At 69.1% G+C, this 21,211-nt stretch carries 8 protein-coding genes; 6 read left to right on the forward strand and 2 right to left on the reverse strand.

Annotated elements, in window-relative coordinates; translation table 11 throughout:
* The first annotated feature begins 995 nt into the window (after positions 1–995).
* Entirely contained in the window at positions 996–3,506 is a 2,511-nt protein-coding gene (locus ACIBGM_RS45115) for a P-loop NTPase fold protein (protein ID WP_396389119.1), read from the forward strand.
* 9 nt (positions 3,507–3,515) lie between these two features.
* Here ACIBGM_RS45115 and ACIBGM_RS45120 read toward each other — a convergent pair whose 3' ends face one another.
* Positions 3,516–4,661, reverse strand: a complete 1,146-nt coding sequence (locus ACIBGM_RS45120) for a GDSL-type esterase/lipase family protein (RefSeq protein WP_360519972.1) — start codon at positions 4,659–4,661, stop codon at positions 3,516–3,518.
* Positions 4,662–4,768: 107 nt separating this feature from the next.
* Here ACIBGM_RS45120 and ACIBGM_RS45125 point away from each other — a divergent pair, with 107 nt between their 5' ends.
* Positions 4,769–5,983, forward strand: a complete 1,215-nt coding sequence (locus tag ACIBGM_RS45125; RefSeq protein WP_360519974.1) for an MFS transporter — start codon at positions 4,769–4,771, stop codon at positions 5,981–5,983.
* On the forward strand, positions 5,931–17,258 hold the full coding sequence (locus tag ACIBGM_RS45130) for a MupA/Atu3671 family FMN-dependent luciferase-like monooxygenase (protein ID WP_396389120.1): 11,328 nt from the start codon (positions 5,931–5,933) through the stop codon (positions 17,256–17,258). Before ACIBGM_RS45125 ends, ACIBGM_RS45130 begins: the two co-directional genes overlap by 53 nt.
* 63 nt (positions 17,259–17,321) lie before the next feature.
* On the opposite strand, the gene ACIBGM_RS45135 is transcribed toward ACIBGM_RS45130, so the two are convergent.
* Complete coding sequence (locus ACIBGM_RS45135; RefSeq protein WP_130448290.1) at positions 17,322–17,693, reverse strand: RNA polymerase-binding protein RbpA; 372 nt, start codon at positions 17,691–17,693, stop codon at positions 17,322–17,324.
* 289 nt (positions 17,694–17,982) lie between these two features.
* On the opposite strand from ACIBGM_RS45135, the gene ACIBGM_RS45140 reads away from it, so the two are divergent.
* Genes ACIBGM_RS45140 through ACIBGM_RS45150 form a run of 3 tightly spaced genes read left to right on the forward strand, consistent with a single transcriptional unit; the run spans position 17,983 to position 21,207 of the window.
* Positions 17,983–19,296 (forward strand): HlyD family efflux transporter periplasmic adaptor subunit, encoded by a 1,314-nt coding sequence (locus ACIBGM_RS45140; protein WP_360519978.1) that lies wholly within the window; start codon positions 17,983–17,985, stop codon positions 19,294–19,296.
* The gene (locus ACIBGM_RS45145) at positions 19,286–19,978 is read left to right on the forward strand and encodes an ABC transporter ATP-binding protein (protein WP_360519980.1); all 693 of its coding nucleotides are present in this window, start codon (positions 19,286–19,288) and stop codon (positions 19,976–19,978) included. Before ACIBGM_RS45140 ends, ACIBGM_RS45145 begins: the two co-directional genes overlap by 11 nt.
* The gene (locus tag ACIBGM_RS45150) at positions 19,978–21,207 is read left to right on the forward strand and encodes an ABC transporter permease (protein WP_360519982.1); all 1,230 of its coding nucleotides are present in this window, start codon (positions 19,978–19,980) and stop codon (positions 21,205–21,207) included. Before ACIBGM_RS45145 ends, ACIBGM_RS45150 begins: the two co-directional genes overlap by 1 nt.
* Positions 21,208–21,211 lie beyond the last annotated feature (4 nt).

The raw sequence follows: 21,211 nt of genomic DNA on the forward strand, positions 1-21,211 counted from the left end.
CAGCGAGGCGGGACACCCCACCACGCCCACATAGCCCAGCACCAAGCCAATCCGGAATCACCGCCTCACGCCAAGCCGATCGGTGGATCGAGGCTAAGGCGCGAAACATCCAGCAGGGGCCGCCACAGCGCCCGCCACGCGGGGCGCTAGGCCCGCCCGGCTACCGGTGGCCTCGGCCTCGCGTGGTACCTCGAGCTAGCGAAAGCGTGCGCGCTTCACTGATAGTGAGTCTCGTGGGTGAAGGTGGGACGGCTGACACGACTGGGGTGGTGCTGGTCCAGGCCTCGACCCGCGGAGCGTGGCGCGGCGCCGTGTTGCCAGGTACTGCTGGACTGAGCTTCGTTGGTGTAGGCATCGTTGTCGCTTCGGTGGGCCTGAGTCTGGCCGGTTTGGGGTTTGCGCTCGTTGCAACGTTGCGCGCGATCTGGTGGGCGCGGGTTTGTTCCACGAGCCAGCTGGCGGATCGTGACGGTGCTCTGGTGTGGATGTACCGGGGTGAGCCGCGAGACGCGGTGCCGTGGTCGGATCTTCGGCACGTTCTGTTTCAACGGTGGGCGCGTCAGGTCATGTGGGCATTGGGTCCACATTCAGGCGGCCCGTTCCCCTACCTTCTGATCGACTCACGGGCCGACCGGCGCCCTCCCGGATTCCGGCACTTCGCAGAGGTCATGATTATCGACAAGTCCGAGCTCGAAGCAGCGGATCGAGCAATGGCTGCTGCATGCCATCGGCATCGAGTGACGTACCACGGAATCGATTCGGACTGGTAAGTCGGCGGGTCCCGTTGCTGAGGGGGTGCTCCCGGGGTCGCCAGCGCCGTATCGTCCTGTTTGGGGGTGGGGTATGGCACAGGCGTCGGGTGCGTGGTCGGGGTCGGTGGGGGAGGCCTTGCGGTGGGGGGAGGCTTCGGCGGCGTTGCGTGGGGTGGGGCAAGTGGTGGGGAGGCGGATCTGTTTCTGGGGACCCTGCTGGCTCATCCTGATGCGGATGGGGAGATGCGGCGGCTGATCGGGTACTTCGGGTTGACCGCGCGCGATCTGCTGCCAGATGACTTTCCGAAGGTGACGTTGGAGAGCCTGCGGCAGGCGGCTGCCACGGTCGGGGCGCAGAGCACCTCCAGCCTGGATCAGCGAGTCAACCAGATCTTGTCCACGGCGGATCGGCTGTCGGGTGGCAGTCGGCCGACGATCCTCGCCGATGTCGTCGGCGCCCTGCTGAGCGAGTCGACGTTCTTCAGGCAAGCTCTCCAACGGTCGATGGATCGGTCCGGGCTCTCGGTCGGCGTACTCGCCGATCGGTACGGGACCTTCCTCCGGGATCTCGACCCGCAGAACGAGGTTGCGGGGAAGAAGCTTGGTGAGTGGCTGACGGAGAACTTTCCACGGCGGCCGGCCAGCCTGGCGGCGTTCAGCAGTGACGTGGTGGACCCGACGGCCGACTTCATCGACATCAGCGTCGAGGCGGATGCGTTCGCCTACCTGATCTCGTCCCGCACGCTGGTGCCGCCGCTCGCGATCGGGCTGTTCGGTCAGTGGGGGAGCGGCAAGAGCTTCCTGATGGCGAAGATCCGGCACCGGATCGAGCAGATCAGCAGCTTGGCCCGGACCAGCGACCAGGCCAACCTCGCAGTCTGGCCGAACGTCGCGCACATCGAGTTCAACGCCTGGGAGTACGTCGAGACCAACCTCTGGGCCTCGCTGCTGGACAAGATCTTCGACGAACTGGATCCGGTCGCGCGGCAGAAGCTTTCGGATCGGCGGCGGCAGGCGATCCTGGCGAAACTGGACGCCAAGCAGCAGGACGTCGTCGAGGCGGAAGCAGCGCTGGAGACCCTGCAGGCCACCGAGGCCAAGGCCGCCGATGTCGTCCAGAAAAAGCAAGAGCACCTCGATGCGGTGGAGCGCACCACCGCCCAGCTCCGGGACAGCCTGATCACCCGTGAGCTCGAGGCCGGTGCCCGAGCCGCGCTGGTCGAGACGGCGGTTGCTATCGGCAAGGAAGAGCTCGGTGACGAGGTAGCTGAAGCAGTCGCCGAGGTACGACGTGCCGCGCTGGCGACTCGAACCAGTCCATGGCTGCAGCAGCGCTTCTGGACGGTCAAGCGCATCGTCTACGTCGCGCTGGCGGCGATCGCCGTACCACTGGTTGCGTATGTCATGGACCTGCTGTCGGCTCCGCCGATCACGAGTGTGGTGGCGAGCCTCGCGCCTCTGATCCCGTTGGCGGCGCTTGCGCTCAGGGCGGCGGCAAGCTTCGCCGCGAGCCAGCAGGAAGCCTTGGTGCAAGCAGAGGAGAAGATCGACGCACAGCTCACCAAGGCCGTCAATGACGTCAAGGAGGGCCTCACCACGGCCAACAACGAGCTCGCGGCAACGCGAGAAGCCTTGACCGAGGCCGAGGCGGCGGCGGGCAAGGCTCGCGACGAGCAGGCGGAGCTGAAGCGGAAGAGCGACGCCCTGACGGTCGGGAACACGTACGTCGAGTTCCTGGCCGATCGCAAGGCCAGTGACGACTACCGCAGCCACCTCGGCCTGATCAGCAAGGTTCATGAGGATCTGCAGGATCTCGCCGACCTGACGGCCGACTTCAACAAGGAGACACGGCGGTCGGTAGGCGGTCCGCCGAACCGGATCGTGCTGTACATCGACGACCTGGATCGGTGCCCGCCGAAGAAGGTGGTCGAGGTCCTCGAGGCGGTGCACCTGCTGCTCTCGTTCCCGCTGTTCGTCGTGGTCGTCGCGGTGGACACCAGATGGCTCAGATCGGCGCTGCACGAAGCGTTGCCCGCGCTCGACGCGAGGCTCGGTGAGGCCGGAGATCAGCCGAAGGCGATGGACTACGTGGAGAAGATCTTCCAGATCCCCTTCTGGGTGGAGACCCTCGACGACGACGCCCGGCGACGCCTGCTGCGCGGCCTGCTGCTGCCTTCGGTGGCGGCGCAGCCGACCAATGCGGGTGGCGGTGGAATGAGAACTCTGAACGTCGGCAAGCGAGAGGAAGAGCTCGTGCGCGCGATGCTGACGGATTTCGGCAGCTTGCTCGACCTCGATGCCAGGCCGCTTGCGCTGACTGTGGACGAGCTCGCCTTCGTCGAGTCGCTCGCCCCGCTGATCGGCGGGACTCCGCGCCGGGTCAAGCGCTTCGTGAACATCTGCCAGCTGCTGCTCGCGATGGCACCACCGTTGTCGGCGGACGGCGACCAGCCGACGGAGCGGATGGCCACGTGTTTCATGGCAGCGCTGCACGAAGGTACGCCGTACCTCGCAAGCCGTCTCGCCCAGGTGTCGGCCGGGTTGCCGTCGAGCCCGCCGGCCACGCTCTTCAGTGCCCTTGCCGCGCTCGACCCGGTCGAGCTCACTGTTGAGCGCGAGCGGGTGCAGACATGGTTGCGGAAGCGGCAAGAGGTCGCGGGTCCGGGGGCGGTCCCGTTCGGGATGACGCCGATGAGCAAGTTGCTGATCCGCTTCGACCTGATCCGCCGCCTGACGTTCGAAGCTACCGCCTGACGTTCGAAGCTAGTTGAACGCGAGTTTGGCGAAGCGTTCGGCCATCCGTTGGTGGGTGGGGCCGTCAGGGTGCAGGTCGTCGGGCAGGGGAAGCTCGGCGTTGTCGGCCTCGCCGTACAGCTCGCGGCCGTCGAGGTAGCGCAGGTTCGGGTCGTCGGCGGACCGTTGCGCGACGATCCGGGCCAGTTCCTCCCGGATCACGCCGAGCGTCAGCTTCCCCATCGGTACGTCGGCCGGGTCACCGGTGGCCTGGAACCGCAGCTCGCCCCGGCTCAGCGCTTCAAGGTCCCACATCGTCGGGCCGGGCGTGTCCTCGTGCATCGGACAAAGGATGGGGGAGACGACCAGCAGCGGCGTGGTCGGATGGCCGTCGCGAATGGTGTCCAGGAAACCGTGTACGGCGGGGCCGAATGCACGTCGCCGCATCACGTCGGCGTTCACCACGTTGATGCCGATCTTGACGCTGATCAGGTCGGCGGGTGTGTCCCGCATGGTGCGGGCCACGAACGGCTGGAGCAGCGCGCTGCCGCCGAAGCCCAGGTTGGTCAGCTCCAGACCGGCCAGCGAAGCGGCGCGGGTCGCCCACGTGCCGGTCGGGCTGGTCGCGTTCGAGCCGTGGCTGATCGAGCTCCCGTGGTGCAGCCAGGTCCGGCGGCCGGTTGGCGGAGCGGGTTCGACCGGCGCATTGGTGCGGAGGGCAACGAGTGCGGTGGTTTCGGTGTGCGGGAGCCAGATCTCGACAGTCTTCGACTCGTCGCTCAGGCCGGTCACGCGGACGGTTCCGGGGTCGCCGGGCTGCGTGTCGGTGGCCCCGGTGGTGAGGTCGATGGTCAGTACGTTCCCGCCTGGCACGGTCGCCTGGTCGACCAGCTTGCCGTCGACGAGCACGTCGTACACTCCATCCGGCGTACGCGGTGCGCCGGTGTAGACGCGCTTGGTCGGCAGCGTGTCGAGCTCGATCGCCGTAGCACGCGTTTGAAACAACAACCGGACTCCTGACGGCTGCGACTCCACCATCTCCAGCTGCGGATCGTCGTACTGCGCCCGAGCCCAAGCCGGCAACCGATGCGGCAGCACCCCTGCCGGCGTCCGCTCCAGGTCCAGCGCGCCACGCAGCAGGCCGTCGGTCACGGGGGTGGTGATCCAGTTCTGCATCGCCCCAGTATCGAGGACTCACCGATATTCGTAGCCACCTGACCGGAATGTGCCTAAGCTTCCAGCCACCCGGGTGCCCGCCCAACCCGGGCAGGAGGGAGCCGGGGATGCCGCCTGCGCGCGCACTCTGGCTGCTGCTCAGCGGCTACGCGGTCTCGTCGTACGGGAACTACCTGAACCTGGTCGCGCTCGGGCTGTTCAGCTTCCACTGGACGCAGAGCACATGGGCGACCGGTGCAGTGATGGCGATCCGGCTCGGCGCCGGGTTCGTGGCTGGGCTGGTGTCCGGCCGGGTTCTGCTTCGGGTACGGCGCCGGCCGTTGCTGATCGGACTCGATCTGCTGCAGGCCGCGGTGATGGTGGTGCTGGTGATGGCGCCGAGTCTCGCCGTACTCGTGCTGGTCGCGCTGGTCCTCGGGGTCTGCAACACCACGGTGGTAGTCGCGCTGCGCAGCGGGATACCGGAGCTGGTTGGTGCGGATCAGCGGACGCGGGCGAACGGGCGCCTGGTGACGGCGCGTTCGCTGGCCAGCGTGCTGGGATTCGGCACCGCCGCGCTGGTGATCGACCTCGGTGGATACGACGCGGCATTCCTGCTGAACGCCGCATCGTTCGTGGTCTCGGCGACGGCACAGGCCTTCGTGACCTGGCCGTCGCGGGGCACGGAGGCAGCACCCAGCTCGCAGGCGTCTGGGGGCGTTGGGCGCCGGTGGCCGTGGCATTACCTTCCTGCGTTGATCGTCGGCATGATCGCGGTGCGCGGGATCGACGCGCTCGCCTCGGCCGGCCACAACGTCGCGCTCCCGATCTACGCCACTCTGACCGCGCCGGACAACCCGGCCGCAGTCAGCACCCAGTTCCTGACCGCGTGGGCGATCGGCAGCGTCAGCGCCCACCAGTTGGTCAGCCGGTTCCTGAAGCAGCTCGACCACCGGGCGTTCGCTGTGGCGACCTGTGCCATGTCGGTGTCGTTCGTGCTCGCCTTCACTGGGCTGCCCGCGGCCGGCCTGATCGCCGTCTCGCTCCTCGCCGGGATCGCCGACGGGGTGAGCGAGATCGGCTACCTGTCCACGCTGCAAACCCGGCCCGAGCACCAGCGGACCCGGCTCTTCGGGTTCTCCGCGAGCGTGGAGAACTCTGCTTTCGCCGGCGGGATGCTGCTCGCCGGCGGCCTGCTCGACGTGCTGCCGCCGCTGCCGGTGGTCGCCGGGCTGCACGGCGTCGCGGTGGTCGGCGTACTGGTCTTTCTGTCGCTTTCGAGGAGGCATCATGCCGAGAACGTCGATGATCCACGGTCCCCAGCCGGCGCCGACCGCGGCTGACTCGCGGGACGCGGTCCAGGCGCTGCTGCGGGCGGCCGCCGAGTTCCCCTCGGCCGGTGTACGGACGCCCGCGGGCTTGCTGACCTATCCGGAGCTACTCGACCGGGCGCGCCGGATCCTGACCGGTCTTCGTACGCGCGGAGCCGCGAGCGGTCACCACGTGATCCTGCACGGGCTTGCGCTGGATGCGTTCTTCCCGGCGTTCTGGGCCTGCCTCCTGGGTGGGATGCGGCCGGCCGTCATCTCCGACCCGGCCGCGAGCGAACGGCTTCGGCATACATGGGAGCTGCTCGATTCGCCACTGATCCTGACCGATCGGGCCGACCTGGAACTGCCCGCGGTGGCGATCGAGGATCTTGGCCGGCTGGATCCGGCGGAGGAGTTGTATCAGCCGGACCCGGCTGAGGTGGCTGTCGTGATGTTGTCCTCGGGGAGCACCGGCGCGCCGAAGGCCGCAGCGCTTACGCACCAGGCGCTCGCCGAGTTCGCTGCCGGATCGCGGGTGCTGCTCGATCTTCGGCCCGGCGAGAGCATGCTCAATTGGTTGCCGGTGGACCACAGCGGGGCGCTGCTGCTGTATCACGTGCTGCCGGTGTTTGTTGGGGCAACGGGCGTGCACTTGCCGACTGCCGACGTACTTGCGGATCCGCTGTTCTGGTTGCGGGAGGTCGAGAGGCACGAGGTACAGCACACCTGGTCGCCTACGTTCGGGCTGCAGCTGGTTGCTGATGCGCTATCTGCTGGAGTGTCGCTCGACCTGGGGCATGTGCGGTCTTTGGTGTGCGGTGGCGAGCAGATCGTATTGCCGGTCCTGGACCGGTTCTTTGCGGCAACCGCCGGGTCGGGTCTTGATCGTGCGTGCTTGCGGCCGGCGTGGGGCATGGCGGAGACGACGACTGCGATCACCTTCGGCCGGCTGACTGATGAGGGCAGCGTTGTCCGGGTGCTCAAGTCCACGTTGGACAGCGACCTGGTGACGGCGGGGCCGGACTCGGACTGTCTGACCTTCGTCGCGGTCGGCTCGCCGGCGCCGGGTGCCTCGATCCGCGTGGTCGGCGAGAACGACGAGGTGCTTCCTGAGCTTCGGATCGGGCGGTTGCAGGTGCGATCCAACCGGGTGACCGCCGGATACGTGAACAACGCCTCGGCAACCGCGTCCGCGCTGCCGGACGGCAAGTGGTTGCGGACCGGCGATCTGGCGTTCGTCTCCGGCGGGCAGGTGGTGATCACCGGCCGCGAGGGGGACACGGTGGTGGTCAACGGGAACACGGTGTTCTGCCACGAGATCGAAGGCGTCGCCGCCGAGGTTGGCGGTGTCGACTTCCACGCGGTCGGCGCGTGCGGCGTCCCGAACGCCGCGACCGGGACCGAGGATCTAGTGGTCTTCGTCGAGGCAGACGACGCGGTCGCGCCGGCAGTGAAGGCGCTGATCTTCGAGCGCCTCAGGCTGACCGCCGAGGTGGTCGTCGTACCGGCCGGGGACTTCCCACGGACACCCAGCGGCAAAATCCGCCGAAACGAGCTACGACAGCGATACCTGACCGGTCAGTACGGCGCCCCCAACACCGCGACCACGCCAACTGCTGCGCCCCAGGCGACCGCGGTCCCTCGGATGCCTTCGACGGCTCGAACGGTCTTGGGGGAGTCGCCGGATTCGCCGGGGCCGTCGGTCCGTGCGGTAGCGGCCGAGGTGAGCAGGTTTGTTGCGGAGTTGGCGGGTCAGCCGACGGCTGACGACGTACCGTTCTATGAATTGGGTCTGACGTCGATCAAGATCACGCGGCTTCGGGCGATGCTGTCAGAAGAATTCGGGATCGAGGTGCCGGCGACGGCGCCGTTCGAGCACCCGACCGCGGCTGCGCTCGCCGCCTGGCTGACCGAGGCCCAGCGGGTACAGCCCATCGTGGCGGTCGTCGCAGACCCCGACGATGCGGATGCCGACGGTACGGATCGGCGGGTGGCTGTGGTCGGTATGGCCGCCCGTTTTCCGGGGGCGCGGACGGTCGACGAGTTCTGGGCGAACCTGTGCCGGGGAGTCGACAGCGTGTCCACTGGCCCCGGTGCGGATGGATGGGTTCGTGCGGGTGGGGTGCTCGACGATCCTGAGGCTTTCGACACGGAGTTCTTCGGGATGTCGCCGAAGGAGGCCGCGCTCACCGAGCCGGCCCACCGACAGTTCCTCGAGGTCGCGCACCAAGCCCTGGAACACGGCGGCTACGCAGGACCCGGCTCATCCGCCCTACGAACCGGCGTCTACGCCGGCTCCGGCATGAACCTCTACGGCCACCAGGACCTACTGCCCCCCGCCTCCAGCAACCAGCCCGCCGCCGCGGTTGGCGACCGATCCAACGTCCAGCCCGGCGACGCGGTTGGCGACCGGTCGGGCAACCGGGCCGGCGATCAGCTTGGCGACCGGCTCGGCGGCGGGCCTGGCGACCGGCTTGGCGATCGGGTTGGCGGTCGGGCTGGCGACGTGGCGACCGCGATGCAGGCGACGATTGGCGCCGCGCCGGACTTTCTTGCCAGCCGGGCCGCGTACCGGCTCGGGCTGACTGGGCCCGCGATCGGGGTCCAGACCGCATGCTCGACGTCGCTGGTCGCCGTACATCTGGCCGTCCAGGCGCTGCTCGCGTCGGACACCGATCTGGCCATCGCGGGCGCTGCCGCGGTTCGTCTCCCGCAGGACGCCGGGTACCAGTACGTGCCCGGCTCGATCCTGTCCCGGACTGGACGCTGTCGCCCGTTCGACGCCGAAGCGGACGGCACCGTCGGGGGCAACGGCGTGGCAGCAGTCCTGTTGAAGCGTCTGGACCGCGCCCTGGCCGACGGCGACACGATTCACGCGGTGATCCTCGGCAGCGCGGTCAACAACGACGGCACGAGCAAGGTCGGTTTCACCGCGCCGAGTGTTTCTGGTCAGGCAGACGTGGTCCGTCGGGCCCTGGAGCGGTCCGGCGTCGGCGCCGACACCATCTCGTACGTCGAGGCGCACGGGACCGGGACCGCGCTAGGCGACCCCATCGAGTTCGCGGCGCTCTCCCAGGTCTTCGGCTCACCAGACGACCGTACGGCGAATTGCGGCCTCGGCTCGGTCAAGGCAAACGTCGGCCACCTCGACTCCTGCGCCGGCATGGCCGGCCTGATCAAAACAATCCTCATGCTGAGCCACGCCCACCTAGTCCCAACCCTCAACCTGACAAGCCCCCACCCAGACCTGCACATCGAGCAAAGCCCCTTCGAACTCATCACCACAACCCGCCCCTGGCCCCGCACCGCCGCCCCCCGCCGCGCCGGCGTAACCGCCCTAGGAGTAGGCGGCACCAACGCCCACCTAATCCTCGAAGAACCCCCACCCGCCGCTGTGGCACCCGGTGCGACGGAGCCGTCGGCAGCCGTGCCAGCCAGCGTGACGGAACCGCTGGCTGACCGGGCAACCGGCATGACGGAGTCGTCCGAGGGTGCCCGGCCGGCAGCGCAGTACGGCTCGGTGGCGTCGTCTCGCGGGCGGGCTGCTGGGGACGGCGTTGCGCCTGAGCCGGTGGTGGTGCCGGTTTCGGCGACGTCGCCGGCCGCGCTTGAGGAGTTGGTTGGCTCTTTGCGTGAGCGGCTCGTGGCCCGCCCCGGGCTTGCGGCATCAGATGTCGCCACCACACTCGCCCTCGGCCGTCGGCACCACCAGCATCGGATCGCGGTGGTCGGCACCGATGCGAGCTCGCTTGCCGCCGCCCTCGTCCAGGCGACACCCACCGAACCAGGGAAGCCGAGTCCGCTGGCGTTCGCGTACTCCGGGCAGGGAGCGTCGTACCCAGGAATGTCCGGCTGGCTTGCCGCACGCTTCGAGGCGGCGCGGAAGGTGTTCGCCGAAGTGACGGACGTGCTCGGCGCGGAGATCGTGGACATGCCGGGGGAGGAACTCGCCCAGGTGAGCCTGTTCGCCAACCAGGTGGCGTGGACCGAGGTCTGGCGGGCGCTGGGCGTCCGGCCGGACGTGGTCATCGGGCACAGTGTCGGCGAGTACGCCGCCCTGTACGCAGCAGGCGCGCTGTCGCTCACCGACGGCGTGCGGCTCACGGTACGGCGTGGCGAGCTGATGCGGACGCGGATGCAGCCCGGCGCGATGATCGCGGTCGCGGCGGACCTGGCAACGGCGGACAAGCTCGCCGCCGAGTGCGGACTGGAAGTTGCTGCCGTCAACGGTCCTGACCGGTTCGTGCTGGCCGGGTCCGAGGATGCTGTGGCCGGCGCGACGGAGGTACTCGATCGCCTCGGGGTGAGTTGGCGACGCATGCCGGTCGACCGGGCGTTCCACTCCGTCATGGTCGAGCCAGTGCTCGACGACCTCCGCGCAGCCGCCGCCGACTCCGCCACCTTCCAGCCCCTTCAGCTGCCCTTCTTCAGCGGGCTCGACGGCTCACTCCTGACCCACATCACCAGCCAGTACGTCGTGGACCACGCACGCCGCCCAGTGCGCTTCGACCTGGCGACCACCGCTGCCGCCGAACTCGGCGCCACCCGCTTCCTTGAGCTAGGCCCCGACACCGTCCTCACCCCACTAGGCCGCCGAGCCGCCCCCGGCACCACCTGGCTGCCCACCCAACGCCGCGACTCCACCACCCAGTTCCCTGAAACCGTAGCCACCCTCTACCGCACCGGCACCACCCTGACCTGGCACCCCTTATTTACCGGCCACCGAATCCCCCTACCAGGCCACCCCCTAACCAAACGCCCCATCCCCACCCACCCCGCTGTACCCCTCACCTCACGAACCACCACCCCACCCCCTTCCGAACCAACTGACCTCCCGCCAGCCCTGACCGAGGCCGCATCAGCTTCCGCAGCTGCTGCAGTCATGCCGGCTCCCGCCAGAGCCGCGGTCGTGCCAGCTCCCGCCGAGACCGCTGCCGCGCCGAATCCTGGTGGTGGCGCGACGGTGCCGGTTCCCGGTGGTGCTGGGGTGCTGTCTGCTCCCGGCGGAGCCGCGGTCGGGCAGGCTCATGGTGAGGCTGGGGTGGTGCCGGCTTCCGGCGGGGCTGTCATCCCGGCCGCCCCCCGTGGGGGCGGGGTCGGGCATATCCCTGGTGGGGTTGGGGTGGTGTCGGGTTCCGGTGGAGCTGTGGACATGCCCGCGCCTGGAGGTGCTGGCGCCTCGCCGGTGGCTGCGGGGGAAGGGGTTCTGGGGACGGTGCGGGAGTTGATCGCGCCGGCGCTTGGGATGGTGCCGGATGAGATACCGGCGGACGCTCCGTTCCTCCGCCTTGGGGCGGACTCGCTTTCGCTCATGCGCCTGGTCGGCGATCTGACCGATACCTTCGGCGTCACCGTGTCCGTTCGCAGTCTCTTCAGCAACGTCGATACCCCCGCCAAGCTCGCCGACCTCATCGCCAACTCAACCGCGACACCACCCCAACCACAGCCCAACAACACACCTCCACCAGCCACAGCCGCCGTGCCGGATGCACCGGCGGCTGGCGTCGTACTGGCTCCACCGGCCGCAGCTGTCGTACCGAGCGCGCCGGCGGCTGGCGTCGTACCGGGTGCGTCGGGTGCTGGCGTCGTACCGGCTGCTCCGGCGGCTGGCGTCGCGCCGGGTGTGTCGGGTGTTGGTGTGGTGCCGATTCCAGCGCCGATATCCGGTCCGGCAGGTGCGTCGTCGCAGGTGGCGGCCGGGGCTTCGGTGGCTGGGGGGCTGCAGGAGGTTGTGGAGCGTCAGTTGCAGGTGGTTGAGCGGATGATGGATCGCGTCAGCAATCTCATGTCTGAGCAGTTGGCGGTGCTCGGCGGTGCATCCGACTCAGGCACGCGACTGTCGCCCCCCGCACAGGTCGCGTCGGGGGAGGTCGCGGCAGGACCGGTCGCCTCGGGGGAGGTCGCGGCAGGACCGGTCGCCTCGGGGGGAGTTGCGTCGGCGGAGGTCGGGTCAGGGCAGGGCGTGTCCGTGCAGGGCGCGCGGGTGCAGGCGGCGCCTGTGCAGGGGGCGCCTGTGCAGGGTGCGCGGGTGCAGGGGGTGGCTGGGCCGGGTGGGGCAGGGGTGGGTGGGCGGGGGGTTGGGTGTGATTTCAGTTTGTATTTTTTTGGGGATTATCCGGATTCGGCGGCGGAGGACAAGTACGGGTTGATTCTTGGGGCGGTTGAGTTTGGGGATCGGCGGGGGTTTCACTCGGTTTGGTTGCCTGAGCGGCATTTTCACTCGTTCGGGGCGTTGTTCCCGAATCCTTCGGTGCTTGCTGCGGCGCTGGCTACGCGGACCGAGCGGATTCGGCTCAATGCGGGGTCGGTGGTGTTACCGCTGCATCATCCGATTCGGGTTGCCGAGGAGTGGTCGGTGGTGGACAACCTGTCCGGCGGGCGGGTCGGGCTCTGTGTCGCCAGCGGCTGGCACGCACGGGACTTCGTTCTCGCGCCTGATGCCTACGGCAACCACCGGACGGAGATGTACGACCGGCTCGACACAGTCAGAAAACTCTGGGCCGGTGAGGCGATCACCGCGACGGCCGGGAACGGCGAGCCGACCGAGGTACGGCTGCACCCGAGCCCGTTGCAGGACGAGCCTCCGCTGTTCACAGCCGTCGTGGGGAACCCGGAGTCGTACAAGCTGGCTGCCCGCAACGGTCTCGGCGTCGTCACCAACCTGATGGCGCAGTCCGTCGAGGACCTGGCGGCGAACATCGCCCTCTACCGCGCGACCCGCGCCGAGCACGGGCTCGACCCGGACGCCGGTCGCGTGGTCGTCCTGCTGCACACGTACGTCGGCGACGACCTCGAGACCGTCCGGGCCGAGGCGTACCAGCCGTTCTGCGACTATCTCCGCTCGTCGCTGTCGCTGTTCGGGCAGGTGACGAACAGCCTCGGCTTCCAGATCGACCTGGAGAAGACCGCCCCGGACGACGTCGACTTCCTGCTGGGCCAGGCCTATCGCCGGTACTGCGAAACCCGCGCGCTGATCGGTACGCCGGAGACCTGCCGCCCGATCGTCGACCAGCTGATCGCGATCGGCGCGAACGAGCTCGCCTGCTTCGTCGACTTCGGACTCGGCCCCGACGAGGTGATGCGGAGCCTGGCCGCGGTCGACGAGCTGCGAGCGGAGTACGTCGCCACCGAAAGGCCAGCGGATCGCGCTCTCACGCCGCCGGAGAAGCGGATCTGGTTCCTCGAGCAGCTGAACCCCGGGGCGAACACGTACCACGAACCGAAGGCGATCGAGCTTCGCGGTCCGCTGGATCCGGTGGCGCTGCAAGGCGCCCTGCAGCGGGTCGTTGACCGGCATCCTGCGCTCCGGACCGAGTTCCGGGAGGTCGACGGGGAGCCGCGGGCGTTCGTCCGGACAGCGGTCCGGGTCGAGTGCCCGGTGGTTGATGCTGAGGGCAACGACATCGAGTCGCTGCTGCACGACGTACGGCTCGGTGCTCTGGATCTGGACACCGCCCCGCTGCTGCGCGCCCGCTTGGTTCGGCTGGCCGACGATCACCATGTCTTGCTACTGGTCGGCCACCACATCATCTTCGACTCGGCCTCGACGCCGATCGTCGTCCGCGACCTCGGCGCCTACTACCGCGCCTGGCCGGCCGACCCCGGCCTGCCACCGGCTGCCGACGGCTTGCCACCGGCCCACAACGGCATGCGGCCCGACTCGACCGCAATGGATCGTGACTTCTGGCTCGACGAGCTGGCCGACGCCCCGGAGCTGCGGCTGCCCACCGATCGGCCGCGGCCGCCCACCTGGAGCGGCACCGGCCGCTCACTCACCCACGAGCTGAACACCAACCGGCTCGGCGAATTCGCCGCAAGCTCCGGTGTGACGGTCTTCAGCCTGCTGCTGGCGGGACTCGGCCTGGTGCTGTCCCGGTTCAGCGGCCAGCGTGACTTCGTCATCGGCACCGGCGTCTCCGGCCGCAGCAGGTCCGCCGCGGAGTCCGTCGGCATGTTCGTCGACACGTACCCGCTCCGGGTCCGGCTGGCCGACGACGCCGACTTCCCGGCGCTGGCCCGCAGTCTCGGCCTGTCCCTGATGGATGCGATCGACCACGGCGACGTACCGTTCGAGGACATCGTCGCCGAGCTCAACCCGGACCGGTCCACCGGACGCAACCCGCTGTTCGGGGTGGCGGTCGAGTTTGAGAACGCGGTCGACGAGATCGACTTCGCTCCGACGGTCTCGGTCAACCTCCGCGACCTGCCGAGTAACCGCGCGCCGGTCGACCTCCTGCTGTACCTGAGCTACACGCCATCAGGTGTCCGGTGCGTGGTCGAGTACAACAGCGACCTGTACGACGAGTCCACGGTCCAGCGACTCCTCGACTACCTGGAGCTGACGCTGGAGGTCGCGACCGCCGCGCCGAGCGTCCCACTCACAGCACTCTCCGAGCTGACCGCGAAGGACGAGCAGCGGCTCGCCCGCTTCGAGGGCGAGCCCGGTCCAGAGTCCACCGCGTGCCTGCACGAGTTGTTCGAGCAGCGCGTCGATCTCCACCCGGACGCCATCGCGATCGATGGCGACTTCGGGCAGGTGACGTACGACGAGTTGGACCGCCGCGCCAACCGGATAGCGATCGAGCTGCTGTCCCACGGCGTACGGCGCGGTGACCTCGTCGGGAGCTGCCTGCCTCGCGGTGTCGACCAGCTCGCGGTCGTGCTCGGAGTGCTCAAGTCCGGCGCCGGCTACCTGGCCCTGGATCCAGCAGTGCCGATCGAGCGGCTGCGGTTCCAGTTGAACGACTCCGGGGCGACCGTGCTGGTCACCGGCGAAGGGATGCCGGACCTCGGCGACCTGCCGACGATCGTCGTCGACCATCTCGACCCGGTCGCCGCGGACCGGCCGCATGTCAAGGTGACGCCCGATGACCTGGCCTACTGCTTCTACACCTCCGGATCCAGCGGGACCCCCAAGGGCGTGCTGATGCCGCACCGGGGTCCGGTCAACAACCTGCTCGGCTTCGCCACCCATCCGCTGACGACGCTGCAATGGGCCTCGTCGATGTTCGACATGAGCCTGCACGAGACGTTCACGACGTTCATCACCGGTCAGACCCTGATCCTGATCGAGGACAGCAGCCGGTACGACGCGGAACAGCTGGCGCGCCGGATTCGCGAGCACGGGATCCAGCGGATCGTGATGCCGTTCAGCGCCGTCCACGCACTGCTGGCGACGCGGCCGGAGCTGCCCTCGCTGCGGGTGATCTGCTCCGCGGGCGAGGCCACGACCCCTACCGCGGTCGAGCACGCATTCCTCGCGGCGCACCCGGACTGCGTTCTCTACAACGGGTACGGCCCGACCGAGACGTCGATCGGGGTGACGGACCACCCGGTCGAGCCGGGGGAGAAAGTGCCGCCGATCGGCAGGCCGCTCCCGGGAGTGCGGATCCGCCTCCTCGATCCGGATCGTCGGCCGGTGCCGGTCGGAGCGGTCGGTGAGATCTGCATCGGCGGTGTCTGCGTGGCGAACGGGTACCTGAACAGGCCCGAGGAGACGGCCAAAGCGTTCTACGAGCCCGGCTGGTACGCAAGCGGCGATCTCGGGCGCTGGCGGGCCGACGGAGCGCTGGAGTACCTCGGCCGGATCGACGATCAGGTCCAGTTGCGTGGTGTCCGGGTCGAGCCGGGCGAGGTCCGCGCCGCCGTACAGGGGCATCCGGCGGTGACCGAGGCCGCGGTCGTCGTACTCGATGGTGAACTGGTCGGATACACGGTCGGCGCCGTCAATCCTGAGGAACTGATGGAGTACCTCGCGGCGCGGCTGCCCAGGTACCTGGTGCCGCGGCGCTGGGTCTCGCTCGAACGGTTGCCGCTGACAACCACGGGGAAGCTCGACCAGGCCGCGCTACCGGCGCCGGTTGCCGTCGAGGCGAATGTTCCGCCGGCGACGCCGCTGGAGAGTGCGGTCCATGCGGTGTGGTGTGAGGTCCTGGAGCGGGCCGAGATCGGGGTGACCGATTCGTTCTTCGATCTGGGTGGGCACTCGCTCCTCGCCGTACGCCTGCTGAACCGGCTGCGGGATGCCACGAGCATCGAGCTGACGCTGTCCGAGTTCTTCCGCTCGCCGACGATCCGCGGAGTCGCAGGCGGGAGCGAGGTCGCGCCGGTGACGGTCGCCCAACGGCGGTGTCTGGAGCTGGTACGGCGTCGCGCGGACGCGTCGATCTACAACACGCCAGCACGCGTCGACATCCACGAGCCCCTGGATCCGGAACGACTCCGGCGCGCTCTGGAGCGCCTGGTCCAGCGCCACAGCGCCCTGCGGACCAGGGTCCTCGAAGACCGGCAGGAGGTGCTGGCGTCGGTCGAGGTCGCACTGCCAGTCGAGGACCTGCCGGATGACGAGGACCACATCCACGCCTGGTGTGTCGCGACCGCCCGACCCGCACTCGAGCCCAGTCAGGCCCCGCTCTGGCGCGCCCGCCTCGGACGGGTGTCGGCCAACCGCTGGGTGCTGGTCGTCGCAATTCACCACATCATCTTCGACGGCTGGTCGGCGCGGCTGTTCTGGGACGAACTGTCTGCCTTGTACGGCGACGCCGAGCTGGCACCACCGACCGCGCAGTACACCGATTACGCCCGTTGGGAACACGGGACCCTCAGCGGGCCCACCCGTGGGGAACTGGACGGTTTCTGGCGTGCCGAGCTCGCCGGCGCGACCGTCGAGCCAGCTCTGCCCGTCGATCACCCGCGCCCGGCGACGCTGTCCGGCCGCGGTGCGACACATCACGTGGAGCTCCCGGAGAGCCTGGCCAAAGAAGTCCGTACGGCGGCCGCGTCCGCCGGGACCACGCCGTACGTGCTCATCGCCGCCGCCTTCGCCGAGTGGCTCGGTGCCCTCTGCGGGTACGACGAGGTCGTCCTGCCGGTGTCCAGCGCACGTCGGCGCCAGTCCGGCCACGAGGGGATCATCGGGTTCATCGGAGAAGCCGTCCCGGTCCGGATCAGGCTCGACACGCACGACCTGCTCGCCGAAACCGCCCGCGCCCTCTACTCAGCGCTCGACCACGAGGCCCTGCCGTTTGCGGAGATCCTCCGCCAGGTCCTCCCAGACCAGACCCAAGCCATCCTCTTCACGGTCATCACGACCCCGCCGGCCACCCTGACCCTCCCGACGGGCAGCTACCCGGTCCGTGCGCTGCCCTCGCCGGACCTCGCCCGCCGAGAGCTCTACGTCGTCTTCACCCTCACCGAAACCAGCTTCACCCTCGACATCGAGTACTCCACCGACCTCTTCACCCCCGCCACCATCACCGCCTGGTCCACCAGCCTGCTCGAGGCTCTGGCAGACCGCAGTCAGGTGTGATTCTGGGCACAAGAAACGGGCCCTTCGCCGCGTCGTTGCGGTGAAGGGCCCGTCGAGCCTGTGTCAGGCGGTGCGCTTGGTGCGGTGCAGGTGAGCCGGGCCGATCTCGCCCTTGCGGAGGAGCTCGACGCGCTCGGCCAGGAGCTCTTCCAGCTCCGAGATGCTGCGGCGCTCGCGCAGCATGTCCCAGTGCGTACGGGCGGGCTTCTCCTGCTTCGGCTCCGGCTTCTCACCGGTCGACCGTGCGGCCTCGCTGCCGCAGTGCGGGCACTCCCAGACCGCGGGCACCTCGGCGTCGTGCGCCATCGTCACCTCGACCACGTGACCGCGGGGGCAGTCGTACGTGATCATCTGGCGCGGCGCGAACTCGACACCACGGTCATCCTCGAAGCTGACCCCACCCAGCCCCGAACCACGCAGTACGCGATTAGACATGTCAAACCTCCGAGATCGTCATCCGTGCCAACGGTCGGCCGGCCCGGATCATTCCCATTTTGGCATGCCCGAGCCATATGTACGCACCTGACAGCACCGTCGTGACCGCCTGTCATCAGGCGTTCACACATCACGGTGTGTCGCGGCCGACCGCTGATCAGACGCGTCAGGTTCACAGCGAGTTGCCAGGTTTCGAGGATCGATTCCTCAGCAAACGTCCCTAGCGTCACCGTCCATGGTGCTACCCCGCCACAAGCTCCGTGGCCTCAGCCTGCTAAATGTGGCCCTGGTGGCCATCGTCCTGGCCATCGCCGTGACGGCGTACTTCCTCTTCTTCCGCAAGGACCAGCCGACCGCTGCCGCCGCCCGCCCGACCGTGGCCGTCGCCCGCGGCGAGGTGACTGCGAGTGTCGGCTCCAGCGGCACTCTGCAGAGCTCCCGGACGGCCTCACCGCAGTTCGAGACCTCCGGGACCGTGACGCAGATCATGGTCAAGGTCGGCCAGGTGGTGGCCAAGGGTACGGCGATCGCGAAGATCGACCCGTCCGCGGCCGAGCGCCAGCGCCGGATCGCCGAGCAGAACCAGATCGCCGCGGCGAACTCGGTCGACGCCGCCGAGGAGTCGCTGACCGACGCGCAGGAGGCCCTCGAAGCGGCGGAGGAAGCCTCGGAATCGCCGACCCCGACCCCGACCGACGGCCAGCAGACCCAGAACAGCCAGACCCAAGCCAGCCAGACCCAGAGCAGCCAGGGCCAGAGCCCCGAGGTCGCCGTCAGCAACGCCGAGGCCAGCCTGGCCCGGGCGAAGGCGGACAAGGAGCAGGCCGACCAGGACGTCGAGGCCGCTGAGGCCGCGGTCGCCGCGACCACGCTGAAGGCCCCGATCGCCGGCACCATCACCGCGATCAACGGCTCCGTCGGCTCCGTCACCGGAGGGTCCAGCTCAGGGACTGGTTCAGGCGGAACAGGCTCGACCTCAGGTCAAGGTTCAGCCTCCACCGGAACCACGACGACCACAACCTCAGGTACAGGTTTCGTCGACCTCGCCGACCTCAAGTCGCTCCAGGTGGTCGCCGCCTTCGCCGAGGCCGACGCGATCAAGATCAAGGCCGGCCAGTCCGCCACCGTCACCCTCAACGCCGAACCCGGTACGACGCTGACCGCCTCCCTCGCCTCCGTCTCGCCGACCCCGACGACCACCAACGGCGTCGTCTCGTACTCGGCCACCTTCTCGCTGACGAAGATCCCGGCGAACGCCCGGATCGGCCAGACCGCGAACGTCACCGTGCAGACCGCCAAGGCCGCCAACGCCCTCTACGTCCCGAGCACCGCGATCGCCACCAGCGGTGCGACGTACACGGTGACGATGGCCGACGGCGGCGGGACCCGCGAGGTGCAGGTCGGCGTCCGCGGCGACAGCTACACCCAGATCACCTCCGGCCTGGACGAGGGGGAGCGGATCGAGCTGCTCCAGGGCTCCATCGGCACGACGGCCAACCAGAACGGCCAGGGCCGGCAGGGTCAGTTCGGTCAGGGCCAGCTCCCCGGCGGCGGCCAGTTCCCCGGAGCGGGCACCGGAGCCGGGGGCAACCGTGGCCGCTGACGCCCTGATCGAGATCCGGGACGTCACCAAGACGTACGGCGCGGGGGAGACGGCCGTGCACGCGCTCCGGGGCGTGTCGCTGCGGGTCGAGTCCGGCGAGTACGTCGCGGTGATGGGCTCATCCGGATCCGGCAAGTCGACGCTGATGAACATCCTCGGCTGCCTCGACGTCCCGAGCCGAGGTGAGTACTGGCTGGACGGCCGCAACGTGGCCCGGCTGTCCGAGGACCAGCAGGCGCTCGTCCGCGGCCGCAAGATCGGCTTCATCTTCCAGTCGTTCAACCTGATCCCGCGCACCACGGCGATCGCCAACGTCGAGCTGCCCCTGACCTACGCCCACCTTCGCCGCGCCGAACGCCGCAGGAGGGCTGCCCGAGCGCTGGAGCTGGTCGGCCTGTCGGACCGCGCCGGCCACCGGCCGAACCAGCTGTCCGGCGGCCAGCAGCAGCGCGTCGCGATCGCCCGCGCACTGGCGACCGGCCCGCGGATCCTGCTCGCCGACGAGCCGACCGGCAACCTCGACGCGCATTCGACCGAGGAAGTGCTCGGCATGTTCGACCAGCTGAACGCCGACGGCCGCACGGTTGTGGTGATCACCCACGAGAACGAGGTCGCGGCCCGGGCCCGCCGCCTGATCCAGGTCGCGGACGGCCGGATCGTTGCCGACGAGGTGACCCGCTGATGTCACCCCGCGACCTGTTCGGAGCCGCCCTGCGCGGCCTCAGCGCGAACAAGCTGCGCTCGCTGCTGACCGTCCTCGGCGTGTCCATCGGCGTCGGCGCCGTCATCGTGCTCGTTGCAGTCGGCAACGGCTCCGGCAGGGCCGTCCAAGACCGGCTGGAGGCGATGGGCACCAACCTGCTCACTGTCTCGACCACCGGCGGTGGTGGCGGCTTCCAGCGCGGTCAGGCCGGCCCGTCGGCCCAGCAGTACAGCCTGTCGCTCGACGACGCCGAGGCGCTCGCCGACAAGAATCTGGCACCCGACATCGCCTCGGTCGCTCCGGTGATGACCAGCTCCGGTACGGCGACCAACGGCGACACCAGTTACACGGTCAACCAGGTGATCGGTACGACGCCCGAGTATCTGCCGGCCACCAACACCCCGGTCGAGACCGGCCGGTCGTTCACCCAGCAGGACATCGACACCTCGCAGCGCGTGATCCTGCTCGGCCAAACGGCCGCCACCGAGCTGTTCGGGCGGCCTGGGACCGCGGTCGGCCAGACGATCAAGCTCGGCGCCGTCGACTTCGTCGTACTCGGGGTGCTGGCGAGCAAGGACAGCACCGGGTTCTCGGACCCGAACGCGACCGCGGTCGTGCCGATCAGCACGCTGCGCGCGACCCAGGCCGGGTACGGCGCCTTGAGCCAGATCGTCGTCCAGGCCGCGGACAAGGACCGGGTCGACGTCGCGCAGGCCGAGGTCACGCAGTTGCTGACCGCGCGCCACGAGGTGCCGGCCAACCAGACGTCGCCGTTCCGGATCACCAACTCGGCGCAGATCCTGCAGACCAGTCAGGACACCGCGGCGACCTTCACCGCACTCCTGGCGACCGTGGCCGCGATCAGCCTGGTCGTCGGCGGGATCGGCGTCACGAACATCATGCTCGTCACGGTCACCGAGCGGACCCGCGAGATCGGGATCCGCAAGGCGCTCGGGGCGCGGCGACGGACGATCCTCGGCCAGTTCCTGATCGAGGCGACGCTGCTGAGCCTGATCGGCGGCGCGGTCGGCGTGGCCACGGCGCTGGTGATCACCCAGTTCCAGCTGGCCGGCGTCGCGCCGGTGCTCGTCCCGTCGTCGATCGCGCTCGCCCTCGGGGTGTCCGCCGCGGTCGGCCTGTTCTTCGGCAGCATGCCCGCGCACCGGGCGGCCGGTCTTCGTCCCATCGACGCACTACGACACGAGTGAGAGG

The organism is Kribbella sp. NPDC050470, assembly GCF_044458365.1.
In the GTDB taxonomy this organism is placed as follows: Bacteria; Actinomycetota; Actinomycetes; order Propionibacteriales; family Kribbellaceae; genus Kribbella.

Excerpts from the sequence above, each read along its gene's own strand:
- ACIBGM_RS45135 (WP_130448290.1), bottom strand. The coding sequence starts at position 17,693 with ATGTCTAATCGCGTACTGCGTGGTTCGGGGCTGGGTGGGGTCAGCTTC.
- ACIBGM_RS45150 (WP_360519982.1), top strand. The coding sequence starts at position 19,978 with ATGTCACCCCGCGACCTGTTCGGAGCCGCCCTGCGCGGCCTCAGCGCG.
- ACIBGM_RS45120 (WP_360519972.1), bottom strand. The coding sequence starts at position 4,661 with ATGCAGAACTGGATCACCACCCCCGTGACCGACGGCCTGCTGCGTGGC.
- ACIBGM_RS45130 (WP_396389120.1), top strand. The coding sequence starts at position 5,931 with ATGCCGAGAACGTCGATGATCCACGGTCCCCAGCCGGCGCCGACCGCG.
- ACIBGM_RS45125 (WP_360519974.1), top strand. The coding sequence starts at position 4,769 with ATGCCGCCTGCGCGCGCACTCTGGCTGCTGCTCAGCGGCTACGCGGTC.
- ACIBGM_RS45115 (WP_396389119.1), top strand. The coding sequence starts at position 996 with ATGCGGCGGCTGATCGGGTACTTCGGGTTGACCGCGCGCGATCTGCTG.